Raw genomic sequence first — 16,644 nt, 5'->3', positions numbered from 1 at the left:
CGCGGCGCCGAGCGCGGGCGCCATGGTGCGCCGGCTGAGCGCGGAGGTCGGGCGTTCGCCGCGCGGGCTGCGGGTCACCCTGGACATGTGCTGGGCGGATCGGCCGCAGGCGGGCGCGGAGCAGCTGCTCGCCTTCGAGAACGAGGTGGCCAAGCTGTTCGCGGACGGCGGGCTCACCGCGCTCTGCGAGTACGACCGGGAGGCGTTCGACTCGGTGACCTTGGCGTACGCGGCCCGGACGCACCCCCGTACGGTCACCGCCGCGGTCTATTACGAGGACGCGGACCTGCGGATCTGCCGCCAGCACGTGCCGCCCGGCATCCGCGTGGCCGGGGTGCTCGACGTGCAGCGGGCCGGCGCGCTCAAGGATGCGCTGGCCGAGGCCGTACGGCTGGATCCGGACGTACACCTGAACCTGGGTCATCTGCGCGGGCTCGACGACGGCGCGGCTGCGGTGATCGTGCGCGCGGCGGCCGGGCTGCCCCGCAACCGCCACATGATCGTCGTCGGCGACCGGCGGACCGGGAACACGCTGCGCGTCGCGGGGGCGCACGCCGTGCCGAATCTGCGGTTGTTGGTCCGGGACCGGTAGCGCACTACCGTCGGCGATCATGAATGGTCACATCGCACCGGAGTTCCGGGCAGTCGCCGAGGCGTTCGCCACCGATCCGCGCGGTGGGTCGGCGCTGACGATCCTGCGCGACGGCGAACCGGTCGTGGAGGTGGTCGAGGGCTGGTCCGACGCCGCCCGCACACGGCCGTGGCAGACGGACACGCTGGTCCAGGTGTATTCGACCGGGAAGCCTGTCATCGCCATGGCGGTGGTGCTGCTGGCCGGCCGCGGGCTCATCGACCTCGATGCGCCCGTGTCCGCGTACTGGCCGTCCTTTCGAACCCCGGCTTCCGTACGCCAGGTCCTCTCGCACACTGCCGGTCTGCCGGCTTTTCCGGTGCCGCGGCCGGCGTCCGCGTTCGGCGACTGGGATCTGCTCTGCGGTGATCTGGCCGCGGCGCAGCCGGAATGGGAGCCGGGCACGATGGCCGGCGAGCACGCCTTGACGTACGGGCATCTGCTCGGCGAATTGGTGCGCCGGGTCGACGGCCGGGATCCGGCGCGGTTCGTCGCGGACGAGCTCGGCTTCGACTTCGCGTTCGCACTGTCCGATGGGGACCTCGCGCGGTGCGCCGAGCTGGAGTTCGACGCGCCGGACTGGCCGGCGCGCAACGGCGGTGAGCCCGGCTCGCTGAAGAGCCGGGCGATCGGAAATCCCGCGGGCGCCCGGGATCTGACCGTTCTCAACAGCGTCGAATGGCGCCGGGCGGCCGTTCCCGCGGTCAATCTGCACGCGAGCGCCACCGGAGTGGCCCGGTTCTACGCGGCCATGCTCGACGGTTCCCTTCCCCCGCTCGCCGTGCCGCAGTACGTCGGACCCGACCTGTTCGTCGGCCGCGAGACGACCTGGGGGCTCGGCGTGCAGATCGAGCCGGACGGCACCTGGGGGCACGGCGGCACGGGCGGTTCCGCCGGCTACGCCGACCCCGCTCGCGGGCTGGCCATCGCGTACGTCACCCGGCGCCTCGGCGACTTCGCGGCGCTCGACCGGATCGACGCCGCGATGCCGTAGCCGAAACCCTCATCCGCCGTCGGCGGCGACCGATTCTGAACCCTCGCGGAATAGGGGTTCACACAAGGAGGCGGTCGTGAGGGAGCGGTGGCGGGCCGGACTGGTGTCCGCCATTCTCGCGGCCTCCTCGCTGACGGTGCCCGCGGCTGCGGTCGCGGGCACCGCCGGCACCTTCGTGGCCGCACCCGCGGGCACCCGTGCGATGTGGCTCTGGGGCGCGTACGCCCCCGACGAGGTGATCGCCTGGGCCGGGGCGCAACGGGTGACGGAGATCTTCGCGTACGTGCCCTGGTCCGTCGCTACCGACGGCAGCCTGCCGCGGCTGCGCGACCTGCGGAAACGCGCCGGCGCCGCGGGCATCCGCCTGACCGCGCTCGGCGGCGAGCCCGACTGGGCCACGAGCCCGTCGAACGCCGTCGCCTGGCGCAACGCCGTGCTGGCCACCGGCCTGTTCAGCGGCATCCACCTGGACGTCGAGCCGTACGCGCTGCCCGCGTGGCGGACCGATCCCGCGGGCACGCAACGCTCGTACCTGACCCTGCTGGACCGTCTGCGCGCCGGCAGCCCGCTGCCCATCGAGGCCGACGTGCCCTTCTGGTACGGCGAGCACAGGCTCGGCGCTGCCAACTTCGCCGACGAGGTGCTCAGGCGCGTCGACGCCGTCACCGTCATGAGCTACCGCGACACCGCCACCGGCCCCAACTCGATGGTCGCCGTCAGTCAGGACTGGCTGCGCCGCGGCGCCGCCGCCCGCAAGCGTGTCCGCCTCGCCGCCGAGACCGACCCGCTCGGCGACTGCGCGTACTGCACCTTCGCCGAGGAGGGCAGCCGCCACATGCTCAAGGTCCTGTCCCAGGTGGACATCGTCACCCGCACGACCCCTTCCTACGCCGGCGTCGCCATCCACCGCTACGGCGCCTGGCGAGTCCTCCGCCCCTGACCCAGCGCCGTGCGAGCCCTCCCGCCCGGCACCGCGCTGACCGATCGCGCACGAGCGTTGATCGCGGTGAAGCGCGCAAATGGCTTCGTTCGCGAGTTCGGGCGCCAGATGTTCGCGACTTTCGGCGCCACCTTGCCGGCACTCCGCGCCGTAATGTTCGTGAGGACCGGCGCCATGCGCGGTTCCTGACCGCTCGATGATCCTTACCTACGTGGCCACCTGCGATCATCAGACGCATGAGGAGCCACGGTTGGCCACATCCCTTTCGGCAGCGACCGTGGGTCGAGATCGAAGCCATCCTTGGAGACATGGCCGCTCGATACGCCCAGTTCCGACACATGTCGGACATCGTCGAGAGTGTACTCGCCTCGGATCAGACCGGGGCTCTGGCGGCCTGCACGTCAATGCACGACTTGATTGTGGTGCCCAGTCCGATCCCTGAGCCCTCTTACGGAGTGGTTGTCGTACGGGCGCCTGGCTCGCTCCGCGAGCCAGGCAGCGGTTTGGTGCGCATCGAGCATCAATCTGTAACGGGTCACGACGAGGCGATCGAGAGGCCTGTCGCTGACGCGGTTCCGCTCTTCTGGCGATTCATGATCGAGAAGTTCGGAGTGGATCCCGGTCCTCGCGAACGAACGCACTGATCTGCCGCGGACAAGGCGCCCTGTCTCCTGCACCCGTTACCGTGCGTGAGCGGTGCACGTCCAAACTCCCGAACATCGAGAGGTGAGATCTCGATGGGCCGAAACTCAGCGACGCTTGGCACCGGAACTCACGAACAAAGCCAGCGCAAACAAAACCGCTGCCCACAGCGACCACCCACCAAGCGCAAGCGCCCGGCAGAAAGGGTGCGGGTGGCGTAGCCCCCGCTACGCGCGACGAAGTCGCGCAAAGAAAAACGAGGCCGACACGGCCCGCGCTCTCCGCGGGCACTCGTCAGCCTCGGTCTCGTGGCCAGGGGCGGGGTCGAACCGCCGACCTTCCGATTTTCAGTCGGACGCTCGTACCAACTGAGCTACCTGGCCTAGCAACTTGCTTTGCGGTCCTGACGGGACTTGAACCCGCGACCTCCGCCTTGACAGGGCGGCGAGCACTCCGACTGCTCCACAGGACCTTGCTCTTACTACTTCTACTACTTGGCATCTTAGCGACCGTTGCCTGCCGCTAATCTACCAGTGCCCCCAACGGGATTCGAACCCGTGCTACCGCCTTGAAAGGGCGGCGTCCTGGGCCACTAGACGATGAGGGCAACTCCGCCAGCATTGCACGTCTGCAATGCTCGGCGTCCTTGACCCCAACCGGGCCCCCGCTTGAGGCTTGGAAAGCATACGTGATCCCCCCGCCCGACTCCAAACCGGTATCCCCTTCGTGGCGGCAACGCTCTGAGCTGGGCAGATGTCAGGCCACGGCGGCGCGGACGGTTTCCACGGCGTCGGCGAGGCTGGTGAGCTGGACCACCCCGTCGGGTAGCGGCGCCGGCCAGCCGGGGCCGGCGGCCGCGGTCAGCAGGGGCGGGTGGGCCAGCCTGGTGAGGTCGGCGAGCTGGGCGGGATCGGAGCTCACCGGGGTCTGGGACCACAGCACGACGGCGGTGGGTCCGGTGCGCTCGACGGCGTCGGCCAGGGCGGCGGCCGGCACGCGGGCGCCGAGCAGCCGGGTGGGCACGCCCGCCTCGGCCAGCGCGGCGGCCAGGGCCTCCAGCGGCAGCGTGTGCTGTTCCTCGTCGGCGGCGGCGAGCAGCACGCGCGGCGGCTGGGAGCTGTCGGGGCGGGGCACGGCGCCGAAGACCTCGGTGATCGTGCGGGAGATCAGGTGCTCGACCTCGATGAACCGCTTGGTGGCCTCGTAGCGCTCGCCGATGCCGATCAGCACGGGCATGGCGACGTCGTTCCAGGCGCCGAGCACGCCGCGCTCGGCCACCACCATCTCGAGGATGTCGCGCATGGCGGGGGCGTCGAGGTGCATCGCGGCGCGGGCCAGGCCGCGGGCGGCAGGCACGGCGGAGCCCAGTGCGATGGAGTTGCCGCCACCGTGCCGGGCGGTGGCGGGCGGCGACAAGGCGTCCGCGGGGGCGCGCCGGGCCCACGCCGCGGCCTCGGCCGGCGCGACGCCCTGGGCGGTCAGCCGGCGCATGACCTGCAGACGGTCGAGGTCCTGCTCGGTGTAGCGGCGGTGATGCCCGGGCACGTGCTCGCTGGGGCCGAGCCCGTACCGCTGATGCCAGGTGCGCAGCGTCGTGACCGCCACCCCCAGTCGGCGGGCGACGGCCCCGGCGGTCAGCCCCTCAATGGCCATCGGGCCGAGCGGATCCGGCATCGACACGCCCTTCCTGAGACGCGGCGGCGAGACGCTGGGTCACGCCGAGGAGCCAGGGAGCGTACGACCGGGGGTCGCTCTCCAGGTCTTCGAGGAGCATGGGCACGGCCACCCAGCGCAGGTCGGCCACCTCGTCCGGGTCGGGCGACGGCCGTACGCCCACCGGCAGGTCCCCGACGAGCACGTGGTCGTACTCGTACTCGACCCGGCCGGTCGCGGGGTCCTCGGCGTAGTACGCGTAGACCCCCACCTCGGTCAGCGGCACGTCGGCGACCCCGACCTCTTCGATCAGGCGCCGCGCGGCCGCGACCGGCACCGCCTCGCCGGGCAGCGGGTGACCGCAGCACGTGTTCGCCCAGCGGTGCGGGAACCGGGTCTTCACCGCCGCGCGCTGTTGCAGCAGCACCCGGCCGGAGGGGTCGCGCAGGAACACCGAGAACGCCCGGTGCAGCCGGCCGGGGGCGCGGTGCGCGTCGGCGACGGTGGCCTGGCCGAGCGCCGCGCCCTCGGCGTCGACGAGCTCGACCAGGTGGGACTCGCGGGCGGTCATGACCCTGCCTTCGTGATGCGGGCGGCGGCCAGCTTGCCGGAGATCAGCACCATCGGCACGCCGACGCCCGGCTGGGTGCCCGAGCCGGTGAAGACCACGTTGTCGAGGCCCGGGTGCAGGTTCGCGGGGCGGAACGGGCCGGTCTGGGCGAAGGTGTGCGCGGCGGCGAACGGCGTGCCGGCCGCCATGCCCTGGTCCTGCCAGTCGGCGGGCGTGATGATCTCCTGGACCTCGATGCCGTCGCCGAAGCCGACGTAGCCGCGGCTCTCGAGGGTGCGGATCAGCGACGCCGCGTAGCGCTCGCCGAGGCCGTTGCGCCAATCCATCGGGCCGGCTTCGAGGTTGGGCGTGGGCGCGAGCACGTAGTAACTGTGCCGCCCGGCGGGCGCCGCCGACGGGTCGGTGTGCGTCGGGTTGGTGACCAGCAGCGAGGGATCGCTCATGAGCAGGCCCTTGTCGATGATCTCATCGAACGTACCCTGCCAGCTCTTTCCGAAGTGGATGTTGTGGTGCGCGATCTTGCTGTACGCCTGCCGGGATCCGATGTGCAGAACCACGCAGGAGGGTGAATAGCGCAGCCGCCGCTGCGGCCGCGGGGGCAGCAGGTCGCGCTTGGCGATCGGCAGGTCGGGGTTGAGCACCACGACGTCGGCCGGGATGCGCTCGCCGTCCGCGGTGATCACCGCCGTGGCGCGGCCGCCGGCGGTCTCGACGTCGGTGACCGTGGTGCCGTATCGGAACGTGACGCCGTGCTTCTCCGCGGCGCCGGCGAGCGCCCGGGGAACGGCGTGCATGCCGCCCTTGGGGAAGTACACGCCCGCGACCGAGTCGAGGTAGGCGATCACGGCGTAGATCGCCAGGGCGTCCTGCGGCGCGAGTCCGGCGTACATCGCCTGGAACGAGAAGATCCGCTGGGTGCGCGGGTCGCGGAAGAACTGGTTGATCTTCGGCTGGAGACGGCGGAACCCGCCCATGCCCAGCAGCTTGAGCAGGTTGAGGTTGACCAGGTCGAGCGGCGTGTCCAGGTTGCGGTCGATGAAGTTGTCGCGCTCGAGCTTCCACAGCTCGCGGGTGTAGTCGACGAACCGCAGATAGCCGTCCGCCTCGCGCGGCCCGATCACGCGGGAGATCTCGGCCGCCATCCGCACCGTGTCGGTGCGCACGTCCAGGGTGGAGCCGTCGGGGTAGTAGGCGCGGTAGGCCGGGTCGAGCGGGGTCAGCTCGAGCCAGTCGGACAGCTCCTCGCCGACCGCGGCGAGCGGCTCGGCGATGAGCTCGGGCATGGTGAGCACGGTGGGGCCGGTGTCGAACTCGTAGCCCTGCACGCTGAGACGGCCGGCCCGGCCACCGGGCACCGTCTCGCGTTCGACCACTGTCACCTGCCGCCCGGCCGCGGCCAGGTGCAGGGCGCTGGCGAGGCCGGCCAGCCCGGCGCCGACCACGACCACGTGGTCGGTCTTTCCTGTCACTGTTCGCATGTGCACCTCCCGGATCGACACTATGCAGGGCGGTGCGTCACGCGGACCGCGAGCTTGATGAGGGCGTTGCGCGCTTCCTCGTGGATGGGGGCGCCGGCCAGCGCGGCGACGCCGTCGGACACCCGTTCCTGAATCATCGCCTCGAGCCGTGCGGGCGCGCCGGTCTCGGCGATGAGCCGCGCGCGCCGCTCGATCTGTGCGGGGGTCAGGCCGCCGGAGCCGTCGGCGGGGTTGACGGCTCCGGCGGAGTCCATGGTCAGCTCGGCCCGCTGCGCCGGGGTGGCGAGCTTGCGGGCGAGCATCAACAGGGTGGTGGGTTTGCCGGTACGCAGGTCGTCGCCGGCCGGCTTGCCGGTGACGGCCGGGTCGCCGTACGCCCCCAGCAGGTCGTCGCGCAGCTGGAACGCCTCACCGACGGCGAGCCCGTAGCCCCCGTACGCCTCGTCGATCCGGGGATCCGCGAGGCCGGCCAGCGCGAACCCGAACTGCAGCGGGCGCTGCACGGTGTAGCTGGCGGTCTTGTGCCGGGCGACGAGCAGGGCCCGCTCGACCGACCACGCGGCGGGCCGGCTCTCGCCGAGCACGTCGAGGTACTGCCCGGCGATCGCCTCGACGCGCATGCGGTCGTAGCAGGCGCGCACGGTCTGCGGCGCGGAAGCGCGGGCCAGCAGCTGGTCGGCCCAGACGAGGCAGAGGTCGCCGATGAGGATCGCGGCCGAGGAGCCGAAGCGGGCGGAGTCGCCGGCGCCGCCGTCGGTCTCGTGCTGCCCGGCGAAGATGCGGTGCGCGGTCGGCATGCCGCGGCGGGTGTCCGACTCGTCCATGACGTCGTCGTGCACGAGCGCGAAGGTGTGCATGAGCTCGAGCGCGGCGAAGGCCGGCAGCACCGGCTCGAGCGGCGCGTCGGGGCCGGCGCCGCCGCGCCACCCCCAGTAGGCGAAGACCGGGCGCAGCCGCTTGCCGCCGGCGAGCACGAGGTCGCGGGCGGTGCGGGCGAACCCGCCGAGAGCCGGGTCGATCGAGTCGAGCGAGGCGATCTGGGCGGCCAGGAAGTCGGCGAGCGTTCCCTGGATCGCGTCGATCAGCGCGTGCGGGGAGGCGCCCTGGCGGGGTATCCCCCGGTGCCGGTTTCCCTGGAGGGTGTGATTGGCCACGGGGGGTACCGTACCCTGCAAACAGATGTTGAGTCGATTCGTGCGTCGATTTTTTCCGGAGGCTCTCTTGGACACCGACCTGGCCGCCGCCTACGAGCGGTGCCGCGAGCTGCACAAACGCCACGGCCGCACGTACTACCTGGCCACCCGCCTGCTGCCGTCCTGGAAACGACGCCACGTGCACGCGCTGTACGGCTTCACCCGGTTCGCCGACGAGATCGTCGATCAGACCGCGGAGCTGCCCCCGGCCGAGCGCGCCGCGCGGCTGACCGAATGGTCGGATCGCTTCGTGGCCGGCCTGCGCGGCGAACCGGTGGACGACCCGCTGCTCCCCGCGGTCCTGCACACGATCGCAGTTTTCGATCTTGACGTCGACGACTTCGTGACGTTCCTGCGCTCGATGGCGATGGACCTCACAGAGACGTCCTATGCGACGTACGACGACCTGCTCGACTACATGGAGGGCTCGGCCGCCGTCATCGGCACGATGATGCTGCCGATCCTCGGCTCGGGCGACCCGGCCGCCGCCCGCGAGCCCGCCCGCCAGCTGGGCTTCGCCTTCCAGCTCACGAACTTCATCCGCGACGTCGCCGAGGACCTCGACCGCGGCCGCGTCTATCTGCCCGAGTCGCACCTCGGCCGGTTCGGCGTCACCCGCGAGCAGCTCGAGGAGCGCCGCGCGACCCCCGCGGTCAAGGACCTGATCCGGTACGAGATCGGCGTCGCCCGCGAGCACTACGCGGCCGCCGCCCCCGGGATTGTGCTGCTCGAGCCGGCCTCGCAGGCCTGCATGCGGACGGCGTTCGCGCTCTACGGCGGCATCCTGGGCGAGGTCGAGGCCAACGACTACGACGTCTTCGCCTCCCGCGCCACCGTGCCCAACCGGCGCCGCGCTGCGGTCGCGGTGCGCAGCCTGCTCACCCGGGCGGGCACACCGGTACGGACGGCGGCCTGACATGCGCACCGCCGTCGTGCTGTTCACCCGCGACCTGCGCGTGCGGGACAACCCCGCGCTCGCCGCCGCCTGCGCCAACGCCGAGCACGTCGTACCGCTGTACGTCCTCGACCCCAAGCTGCAGAAGCTGTCGCCCAACCGCACCCGGTTCCTGCACCAGGCGCTCGCCGACCTGCGCGCGGCCCTGCGCGAGCGCGGCGGCGACCTGGTGGTGCGCACGGGCGACCCGGTCGCCGAGGCGATCGAGGTGGCCCGCGCGGCCGGCGCCGAGGGCATCGGGATGGCGGCGGACGTCAGCACGTACGCCCGGCGCCGGGAACAGCGGTTCCGCGAGGAGTGCGAACGCCACCGGATCGCGCTGCGGCTCTTCCCCGGGCTCACCGTCGTCGACCCCGGCGCGGTGCGGCCGGGCGGCGGCGGCAGCTCGTACCGCGTCTTCTCGCCCTATCACCGCGCCTGGCGGGCGGCGCAGTGGCGGGCCGAGGTGGCCACGCCCGAGAAGATCACGGTGCCGCCCGGGATCGTTCCCGGCCCGCTGCCCGAGCCGCCCGAGGGCGACTCCCCGGACGCGGCCGAGGGCGGCGAGACCCCGGCCCGCCGGCTGTTCACCACCTGGCTGCGGCACATCGGCCCCTACCCGGAGCTGCACAACGATCTGCCCGCCGACGGCACGAGCAGGCTCAGCCCGTACCTGCGCTTCGGATGCCTGTCACCGCTGGAACTGGCGAACGCCGCGATCAAGCAGGACGCCGAGGACTACGTGCGGCAGCTGTCCTGGCGCGACTTCTACTACCAGGTCGCGTTCGTCTTCCCGAAGCTGTCGACCGAGCCGTTGCGGCTGGCAGGCGACACGACCTGGCGCTACGACGACGACGCGCTGCAGCACTGGAAGGACGGGCTCACCGGGGTTCCGGTGGTCGACGCGGGCATGCGGCAGATGCGCGCCGAGGGCTGGATGCACAACCGCGCCCGGCTGATCACCGCGGCGTTCCTCACCAAGCACCTCGGCATCGACTGGCGGCCGGGCGTGCAGTGGTTCTTCCGCTACCTGCTCGACGGCGACGTGCCGAACAACTCGGGCAATTGGCAGTGGGTGGCCGGCACCGGGAACGACACGCGTCCCTACCGCCGCTTCAATCCGATCCGGCAGGCCCAGCGGTTCGACCCCGAGGGCGTGTACGTTCGGCGCTACGTACCCGAACTCAAGGGTGTCGAGGGTGGCGCCGTCCACCAGCCCTGGCGGTTGCCCGCCGAGGTGCGGCGCGGCCTGGACTACCCGGGGCCGCTGGAATCACACCGCGACGAGGCGGTGTGGCTGCGGCCGTGACCCCGCCCGGTACGCCCGGGCGGGTCTGAAGCGGGGCCCGCCGGCCGTTGCGTCCGTCATAACGTCGAGGCCGACGGGCCCCGCGCCCTGTCCCCCGCCCGCCGGTCAGCGCAAACGCGAGGCCCGCGACTCCAGATAACGGCGCTCGGGCAGGCTCAGCGTCAGGCGGGCGGCGAGCAGGTACTGCCGCCGGGCCTCCTCGGCGGCGCCGGCGCGTTCGAGCAGGTGGGCGCGGACGGCGGCGACCCGGTGGTGCCCGGCGAGCACGGCATCGGCTTCGTCCAGGGCACGCAGGCCGACCAGCGGGCCGTCCACCTCGGCGAGCGCGACGATCCGGTTGAGCGTCACCATCGGGCCGGGCGCGAGCACGTCCAGCACGCGGTAGAGCGCGAGGATCTGCGGCCAGTCGGTCTGCCCGGCGACCGCCGCCTCGTCGTGCACCGCGGCGATCGCGGCCTGCAGCTGGAACGGGCCCAGCTCGGCGTCGCGCAGCGCGGCGGTGACGATGGCCACGCCTTCCTCGATCGCCGCGCGGTTCCAGAGCGTACGGTCCTGGTCGGCGAGCGGTACCAGGGCGCCGTCCGGACGGGTGCGCGCCGGGCGGCGGGCGTCGGTGAGCAGCATCAGCGCGAGCAGACCGGCCACCTCGCCGTCGTGCGGCAGCCTGCGGTGCAGCTGCCGGGTCAGCCGGATCGCCTCCGCGCTCAGCTCGACGCGGTGCAGCGACGACCCGGAGCTCGCGGTGTACCCCTCGTTGAAGATCAGATACAGGACCTGGCGTACGCCCGGGAGCCGCTCGGCGAGCTCGTCGTCCGCGGGCGGCACGAAGCGGGCCCCGGCGTCCCTGATCCTCTTCTTGGCCCGGCTGATCCGCTGGCCCACCGTGCTCTCCGGCACGAGCAGCGCGCGGGCGATCTCGGCGGTGCTCAGCCCGCCGACCGCGCGCAGCGTCAGCGCGACCTGCGAGACCGGCGTGAGGGCCGGATGGCAGCAGAGCAGGAGCAACGTGAGCTCGTCGTCGCCCCGTACCTCGGGAACCGGATCGGGTGGCAGCGCCTCGCGCCGGCGCCGGGCCTCCTCGTTGCGCAGCATCTCGATGCGCCGCCGCGACGCCACCCGGATCAGCCACGCCCGCGGGTCGTCCGGCACGCCCTCGGCCGGCCACTGCCGCGCGGCCGCCACCAGCGCCTCCTGCACCGCGTCCTCGCTGAGGTCGAAGTCGCCGTAGCGGCGCACCACCGCGCCCAGCACCTGCGGCGCGGCGGTGCGCAGAACGTCTTCGAGCGGGGTCAGAACTCCCACCCGCTCATGTCCAGGATCGGGCGTAACTCCACCTCCGTGTTCGCGGCGTCGGGCACCTTGGCCGCCCACGCGACCGCGTCCTCCATCGTCGGCACGTCGATCAGGTAGAAGCCCGCGAGGTGCTCCTTGACCTCGGCGTACGGGCCGTCCGACACGATCGTCTCGCCGCCGCGCACCGACACCCAGCGGGCCAGCGACGGGTCGGCGAGCCCCTCACTGGCGACGCCGACCCCGGCCTCGGCGATCTCCTCGTTGAGCTCCATGTGCCCGCGCCCGAACGCCATCCGCTGCTCGTCGGTGAGCGTGTCCCAGATCGCCAGCGTGCGCGGGTTCGAGTGGATGAGAATCATGTACTTCATCGGTCGTCTCCTCTGTTCTCCCAGCATGTCGAAACTCGGCCGCCGGCTTCGACGTCCCGGACGGAAGTTCCGGGAGTTTCTTTCGAAGGAGAGCAGAGATGAAGGAGATCCGAGAGGTCGTCGAGGGCCGGGCCGAGCGGCTCAGCAAGGGCGACGTGCGAGGCTTCCTGGCATATTCGGCGCCCGAGGTGGTCACCTTCGACCTCGCGCCGCCGCTGGGCTCGCGCGTCGACAGCAGCGACCCCGCACCGATCGAGGCGTGGCTGGCCACCTTCGAGGCCCCGCCGCGCCGTGAGGTCACCCAGCTGGAGATCACCGCGGACGGCGACGTCGCGTTCGCGACCAGCATCGACTCGATGACCGGCACCTCCAAGGCGACGGGCGAGTCGTTCCGGCTCTGGTATCGCGTGACCCTCGGGCTGCGCCGCCTCGACGGGCGCTGGCTGGTCGTGCACGAGCACGAGTCGGTGCCGTTCCACATGGACGGCTCGTTCGCGGCCGCCATCGACCTGAAGCCCTGACCCGGTCGGCGCTCAGGCGCGGCGGGCTATCGCGTACAGGTCGCGGACCGGGCCGATGAGCTGGTCGGAGGCCCGCCACACGGCGCGCAGCCGACGCTGCAGCGGCACGGCGGTCGGCACGGCCACGAGGGTGCCGGCCGCCAGCTCCGCGGTCACGGCCAGCGAGCTGAGCACCGCGGCGCCCGAACCGGCGGCGACCGCGTGCTTGATCGCGGTGGTGGACGAGAGCTCCAGCAGCGGGGCGGCCGCGACCAGATCGCCGAGCGCCTGGTCGAAGGCGCGCCGCGTGCCCGAACCGGCCTCCCGCGAGACCATCGGCGTGGCGGCCAGCTCGGCGGCCGTGACCGCGCGCCGGCGCCGGGCCCACGGGTGCGCGGGCGCCACCACGACGGCCAGCCGGTCGGTCGCCACCACCTCGGCGTGCAGCCCGGCGGGCAGGTCCGGACCCTCGACGAAGCCGAGCTCGACCTGGCCGGCCAGCACGGCGGCGGCCACGTCCGCGGAGTTGGCGGCCTGCAGCGTCACGGCCAGCCCGGGATGGGCCGCGCGCAGGGCGACCAGCCAGGCGGGCAGCAGGTACTCGGCGACGGTCTGGCTGGCCGCGACCGTGAGCCGGCTCTCGTGGGTCGCCCGCAGCGCGGCCAGCCCGGCCGCGAGCGCCTCGGCCGCGTCGACCGCCGAGCGGGCCCAGTCGGCGACCAGCGCGCCGGTCGCGGTCAGCGTGGAGCCGCGCGGCGTGCGGTGCAGCAGCGTCAGGCCGACCCGGCGCTCGAGCTCGCGCAGGCGGGCGCTCGCGGCCGGCTGGGAGATGCGGTGCTCCGCGGCGGCGCGCCCCACGCTGCCCAGCCGGGCGACGCTGAGCAGCAGGTCGAACCCGGTCAGGTCGGCGGCGAACGGCGGCAGAGGCATAAAGGTAGGTTATGACCTCAGGCGTGCTTGCCACCTACCGGATCGCCCGCGCCGGCCGCAGGGTTGAGGCATGTTCGGACCCAACTGGTTCGCCTCCGTCATGGGCACCGGGATCGTCGCCACCGCGGCCGCCACCCTTCCCGTACGGGTGCCGGGCCTGCACGCCTTCGCCACCGCGATGTGGCTGCTGGCCGCCCTGCTGCTCGCCGCCCTCGTCATCGCCGCCGCCCGCAACGGCACCAGCCACGCCGACGACCCGGTGCTGGTGCAGTTCTGGGGTGCGCCGCCGATGGCGCTGATGACCGTCGGGGCGGGCACGCTGCTGCTCGGCCCCGCCTCGTTCGCCGTCGCCGCCGACCTGGTGCTGTGGGGCGCGGGCACCGCGCTGGGCCTGGTCGTGGCGGTCGCCGTCCCGTACCGGATGATGACCCGTCCCGGCTGGGCCGCCCGCTCCGACGCCGCGTTCGGTGGCTGGCTGATGCCGGTCGTGTCGCCCATGGTGTCGGCGGCGACCGGCGCGCTGCTGGTGCCGCACGTGCCGTACGGCTGTGATCTGCTGCTCGCCTGCTACGCGCTGGCAGGCCTCAGCCTGTTCGCCGCCGTCATCGTGATCACGCAGATCTGGGCCCGCCTGGTGCGCCACCAGACGGGCGCCGCACGGATGGTCCCCACCCTGTGGATCGTGCTCGGCCCGCTGGGGCAGTCGATCACCGCGTTCCACCTGCTGGGCCGTGCCGCGGAGGGCGTTCTTCCCGACCCGTACGCCACCGGCGCCCAGATGGTGGCGCTGCTCTACGGCGTACCCACCCTCGGTTTCGCGCTCTTCTGGGCCGCCCTCGCCGCAGCGATCACCATCCGCACCGCGCGGGCCGGCCTGCCGTTCTCGCTCACGTGGTGGAGCTTCACCTTCCCGGTCGGCACCGTCGTGACCGCCACCGCCGGCCTGGCCTCCCGCACCGGCTCGCCACTGCTCACCGGGCTCGCCGTCATACTGTTCACCGTGCTGCTCACCGCCTGGACGGTCGTCGCCGCCCGCACCGCCCGATCCCTGCGCCGCGGCGACCTGCGGCAGCCCGCCCCGATGGCGCTGCGCGTCGCGGTGGAGGCCTGACATCCCCGGCTTCCCGTACGTCTGGACGTGGACGTGGCGGACCCTCGAGTACCCGGGCGTCCGCGCCCGCGTTCCCTGGTTCGGCGACGGCGTCGACCGCGCCGGCCGCCCGTGCCGGGTGCTGATCCGCGGCAGCCGCAACAGCGCTCTCCTCGAGTTCGAGGACGGCTACCGGGTCGTCACGAGCCGAGCGGGCCTGCGCCGCCGCCCGGCCTGAGTTGATTGGGGCTCGTTCCCGTCGTGAGCCGCGAGTTCACCGATCGAAGGTGCACGAAAGGCGCGGGTGATGGCGGCGGTGCAGGGCTCGGTTGAGTCGGAGCAAGGGGCAGAAGGAGCCGCCCGGTGGCGTGCAAAAGAGCCTGCCGATCACGCCCTCGGCCGGTCGCGAGGCGGGGTGGACCGCCAAGACTCATCTGGCCTGTGAACAGGGCCGCAAGGTGATGGCGGTGGTGGTGACCGCCGGACAGCGTGGGGACAGCCCGCAGTTCATCCCCGTCCTCGCGAGGGTGCGTGTCGCCCGAGCCGGCGGCGGCCGGCCGGACATTGTGCTGGCCGACAAGGCGTACACATCCAAGGCCAACCGTGCTCACCTGCGCACCCGCGGCATCCGCGCGTGCATCCCGAGCAAGAGCGACCAGGACGCCCACCGCAAGAGCCTGGATCGTTCGTGGCGCCGGAGTTCTTTTCAGGTCTCGAGCGGCAACGCCGTGTCAACGCGGAAGGGCACTACAGCGACCTTCCGGGGGTGGCAACTGCCGCAGGAGGGTGGCGCAGTCGGGCGCGGACAAGGTGGGGCGGTTGAGGTGTGCCGGCCAGGAGCGGCCGGCGGAGACCCAGCCCGTCCGCAAGCCGGCCGCGGCGCCGCCGGCTATGTCGAACTCCGGGTGGTCGCCGACCATCCAGCCGCCGTCGGTGAGCGGGTGGCCGACCGACGCGGCGGCCAGCTCGAAGATGCGACGGTCCGGCTTGCGGACGCCGGCGGCCTCCGAGACGGTCCAGCCGGCCACCAGCCGGTCCAGACCCGTGCGGCGCAGCTTGGCCTCCTGCTGGGCGACGAGGCCGTTGGTCACCACCACCGGGACGTAGCCGGCGCCCGCGAGCGCGGTCAGCGCGTCCGCGACGCGGGGGTCGGGCTCGAGGTGCTCGACCATGCCGGCGCGCAGCTCGACCAGCACGTCGCCCGCGTCGAGGCGGTAGCGGTCGGCGATCAGCGCGGCGAGCTCCTCGCGCGGCCGGTAGCCGTCGCGATCCTCCTCGGTCAGCCACGCGACCTCGGACTCGCCGAAGCGCGCCGCGGCCCAGGCCTTGAAGGCCGCTGTGCGGTCGATAAGAGTGTTGTCCAGGTCGAGAAGCAGCAACATGTATCGATCTTGTCAAGGGCGGGCGGGGCGAGGAGGACGGCGTGCTGACATTCACGAACGCGGCGGAGCAGGCGGCCTGGACCATGGCGGAGGCGTTGAGCGAGAAGGCCTTCGCGGCGATGAAGAGCGCCGAGGAGGCGCAGGAGGCGTTCCGGGCCGGGCGGATGGCGATGCGCCGGCAGTTCAAGGCCCGCGGGCTCTCCGAGGTGGACGCGGCGATCCGCTGGAAAAGCACCGCGCAGGCCCAGTCGGCGCTGGCCGACCACGAGTTCTACATGTCGCTGGCGTCGATGTACAACGAGGCGGCCGCCGCGCAGTACGCCAAGGCGCTCTATCTCAAGGGGCGTTAGGCCGCGCGGTGGCGCAGCGTCGCGACCGTCGAGCCGGCCAGGGCCAGCAGGCAGTCGGGCAGCTGCCCGTCGGCGATCGCGGCGCCGAACAGGGCCTCGCCGGTGGGGATGTCGCCGTTCACGTACGCGCTGACGAAACGGGCCACCCAGCGCTTGTCGTAGCGAGCGTCGTCGATGCCGGGGAAGTCGAGCGTCCACGCGCCGCCCGAGGGCACCTGGCCGACCATCGTGGCGGCGAGGCACCAGGCGACGTCGTAGGCCCCGACGATGCCGGACCGGTCGACCACGGAGTCGAACGTGCCGACCACCGCGTCACTGTCGCCGCTCAGCGCACTCTCGAGCACGAGTGTCGCGTCGTCGATAGCGTGCTGTGGTACCTCGGTCAC

The 16,644-nt window shown here is 72.6% G+C and carries 17 protein-coding genes, 3 tRNA genes and 1 pseudogene (1 of these 21 cut by a window edge); 9 read left to right on the top strand and 12 right to left on the bottom strand.

Annotated elements, in window-relative coordinates; translation table 11 throughout:
• The 3 genes from ACSNN8_RS13315 to ACSNN8_RS13305 form a co-directional block, all read left to right on the top strand.
• Positions 1-592: the 3' portion of an MEDS domain-containing protein gene (locus ACSNN8_RS13315; RefSeq protein ID WP_436649187.1), read on the top strand. 221 nt of this gene lie to the left of the window's left edge; 592 of the gene's 813 nt are visible here — the last part of the coding sequence; the start codon falls outside the window, past its left edge; its stop codon occupies positions 590-592.
• Positions 593-611: 19 nt separating this feature from the next.
• Positions 612-1,625 carry a serine hydrolase domain-containing protein gene (locus ACSNN8_RS13310; protein ID WP_436649185.1) on the top strand — a complete coding sequence of 338 codons (1,014 nt, stop codon included), beginning with the start codon at positions 612-614 and terminating at the stop codon, positions 1,623-1,625.
• Positions 1,626-1,701: 76 nt separating this feature from the next.
• Positions 1,702-2,565, top strand: coding sequence for a hypothetical protein (locus ACSNN8_RS13305; RefSeq protein ID WP_436649182.1), 864 nt, complete (start codon positions 1,702-1,704; stop codon positions 2,563-2,565).
• Between the two features lie 951 nt (positions 2,566-3,516).
• On the opposite strand, the gene ACSNN8_RS13300 is transcribed toward ACSNN8_RS13305, so the two are convergent.
• The 7 genes from ACSNN8_RS13300 to ACSNN8_RS13270 all read right to left on the bottom strand — a co-directional run bounded on the left by ACSNN8_RS13300 (position 3,517) and on the right by ACSNN8_RS13270 (position 8,063).
• A tRNA-Phe gene (locus ACSNN8_RS13300) sits at positions 3,517-3,590 on the bottom strand.
• A gap of 15 nt (positions 3,591-3,605) precedes the next feature.
• Positions 3,606-3,679, bottom strand: a tRNA-Asp gene (locus ACSNN8_RS13295).
• Positions 3,680-3,741: 62 nt separating this feature from the next.
• Positions 3,742-3,814: transfer RNA gene (locus ACSNN8_RS13290), tRNA-Glu, on the bottom strand.
• A gap of 149 nt (positions 3,815-3,963) precedes the next feature.
• Positions 3,964-4,860, bottom strand: coding sequence for a MerR family transcriptional regulator (locus ACSNN8_RS13285; RefSeq protein ID WP_436649181.1), 897 nt, complete (start codon positions 4,858-4,860; stop codon positions 3,964-3,966).
• Positions 4,850-5,431 carry an isopentenyl-diphosphate Delta-isomerase gene (idi, locus tag ACSNN8_RS13280; RefSeq protein WP_436649179.1) on the bottom strand — a complete coding sequence of 194 codons (582 nt, stop codon included), beginning with the start codon at positions 5,429-5,431 and terminating at the stop codon, positions 4,850-4,852. The genes ACSNN8_RS13285 and idi overlap by 11 nt, the downstream gene beginning before the upstream one ends.
• Positions 5,428-6,909, bottom strand: a complete 1,482-nt coding sequence (gene crtI, locus ACSNN8_RS13275) for a phytoene desaturase family protein (protein ID WP_436649177.1) — start codon at positions 6,907-6,909, stop codon at positions 5,428-5,430. Before crtI ends, idi begins: the two co-directional genes overlap by 4 nt.
• A 20-nt stretch (positions 6,910-6,929) precedes the next feature.
• Positions 6,930-8,063 carry a polyprenyl synthetase family protein gene (locus tag ACSNN8_RS13270; RefSeq protein WP_436649176.1) on the bottom strand — a complete coding sequence of 378 codons (1,134 nt, stop codon included), beginning with the start codon at positions 8,061-8,063 and terminating at the stop codon, positions 6,930-6,932.
• Positions 8,064-8,130: 67 nt separating this feature from the next.
• Between ACSNN8_RS13270 and ACSNN8_RS13265 the strand changes: the two genes are divergently transcribed.
• Together ACSNN8_RS13265 and ACSNN8_RS13260 are read left to right on the top strand one after the other, a co-directional pair.
• Positions 8,131-9,018 (top strand): phytoene/squalene synthase family protein, encoded by an 888-nt coding sequence (locus ACSNN8_RS13265; RefSeq protein WP_436649174.1) that lies wholly within the window; start codon positions 8,131-8,133, stop codon positions 9,016-9,018.
• Position 9,019: 1 nt separating this feature from the next.
• Positions 9,020-10,345, top strand: coding sequence for a cryptochrome/photolyase family protein (locus ACSNN8_RS13260; protein WP_436649172.1), 1,326 nt, complete (start codon positions 9,020-9,022; stop codon positions 10,343-10,345).
• Between the two features lie 105 nt (positions 10,346-10,450).
• On the opposite strand, the gene ACSNN8_RS13255 is transcribed toward ACSNN8_RS13260, so the two are convergent.
• Together ACSNN8_RS13255 and ACSNN8_RS13250 are read right to left on the bottom strand one after the other, a co-directional pair.
• Positions 10,451-11,647, bottom strand: coding sequence for an RNA polymerase sigma factor (locus ACSNN8_RS13255; RefSeq protein WP_436649171.1), 1,197 nt, complete (start codon positions 11,645-11,647; stop codon positions 10,451-10,453).
• The gene (locus ACSNN8_RS13250) at positions 11,635-12,006 is read right to left on the bottom strand and encodes a YciI family protein (protein ID WP_436649169.1); all 372 of its coding nucleotides are present in this window, start codon (positions 12,004-12,006) and stop codon (positions 11,635-11,637) included. Before ACSNN8_RS13250 ends, ACSNN8_RS13255 begins: the two co-directional genes overlap by 13 nt.
• A 98-nt stretch (positions 12,007-12,104) precedes the next feature.
• Between ACSNN8_RS13250 and ACSNN8_RS13245 the strand changes: the two genes are divergently transcribed.
• The gene (locus tag ACSNN8_RS13245) at positions 12,105-12,527 is read left to right on the top strand and encodes a YybH family protein (RefSeq protein ID WP_436649168.1); all 423 of its coding nucleotides are present in this window, start codon (positions 12,105-12,107) and stop codon (positions 12,525-12,527) included.
• 12 nt (positions 12,528-12,539) lie between these two features.
• On the opposite strand, the gene ACSNN8_RS13240 is transcribed toward ACSNN8_RS13245, so the two are convergent.
• Entirely contained in the window at positions 12,540-13,436 is an 897-nt protein-coding gene (locus tag ACSNN8_RS13240; protein WP_436649166.1) for a LysR family transcriptional regulator, read from the bottom strand.
• Positions 13,437-13,506: 70 nt separating this feature from the next.
• On the opposite strand from ACSNN8_RS13240, the gene ACSNN8_RS13235 reads away from it, so the two are divergent.
• A complete protein-coding gene (locus ACSNN8_RS13235) occupies positions 13,507-14,547 on the top strand; it encodes a TDT family transporter (RefSeq protein ID WP_436649164.1) in 1,041 nt (346 codons plus the stop codon).
• A gap of 326 nt (positions 14,548-14,873) precedes the next feature.
• A pseudogene (locus ACSNN8_RS13230) lies at positions 14,874-15,209 on the top strand (transposase); the annotation flags it as partial.
• 48 nt (positions 15,210-15,257) lie between these two features.
• On the opposite strand, the gene ACSNN8_RS13225 reads toward ACSNN8_RS13230, so the two are convergent.
• Positions 15,258-15,908 carry an HAD family hydrolase gene (locus ACSNN8_RS13225; RefSeq protein ID WP_436649163.1) on the bottom strand — a complete coding sequence of 217 codons (651 nt, stop codon included), beginning with the start codon at positions 15,906-15,908 and terminating at the stop codon, positions 15,258-15,260.
• A gap of 41 nt (positions 15,909-15,949) precedes the next feature.
• On the opposite strand from ACSNN8_RS13225, the gene ACSNN8_RS13220 reads away from it, so the two are divergent.
• Complete coding sequence (locus tag ACSNN8_RS13220) at positions 15,950-16,258, top strand: hypothetical protein (protein WP_436649161.1); 309 nt, start codon at positions 15,950-15,952, stop codon at positions 16,256-16,258.
• Here the strand turns inward: ACSNN8_RS13220 and ACSNN8_RS13215 are convergent.
• Positions 16,255-16,644: a hypothetical protein gene (locus ACSNN8_RS13215; RefSeq protein ID WP_436649159.1), complete on the bottom strand. Its 390-nt coding sequence runs from the start codon at positions 16,642-16,644 to the stop codon at positions 16,255-16,257. The genes ACSNN8_RS13220 and ACSNN8_RS13215 overlap by 4 nt on opposite strands.

Source organism: Actinoplanes sp. URMC 104 (assembly GCF_051386375.1).
Classification (GTDB): Bacteria; Actinomycetota; Actinomycetes; order Mycobacteriales; family Micromonosporaceae; genus Actinoplanes.
Note: the sequence above shows the minus strand (reverse complement) of the source record. Positions and strands in the feature narration are given on the sequence as shown.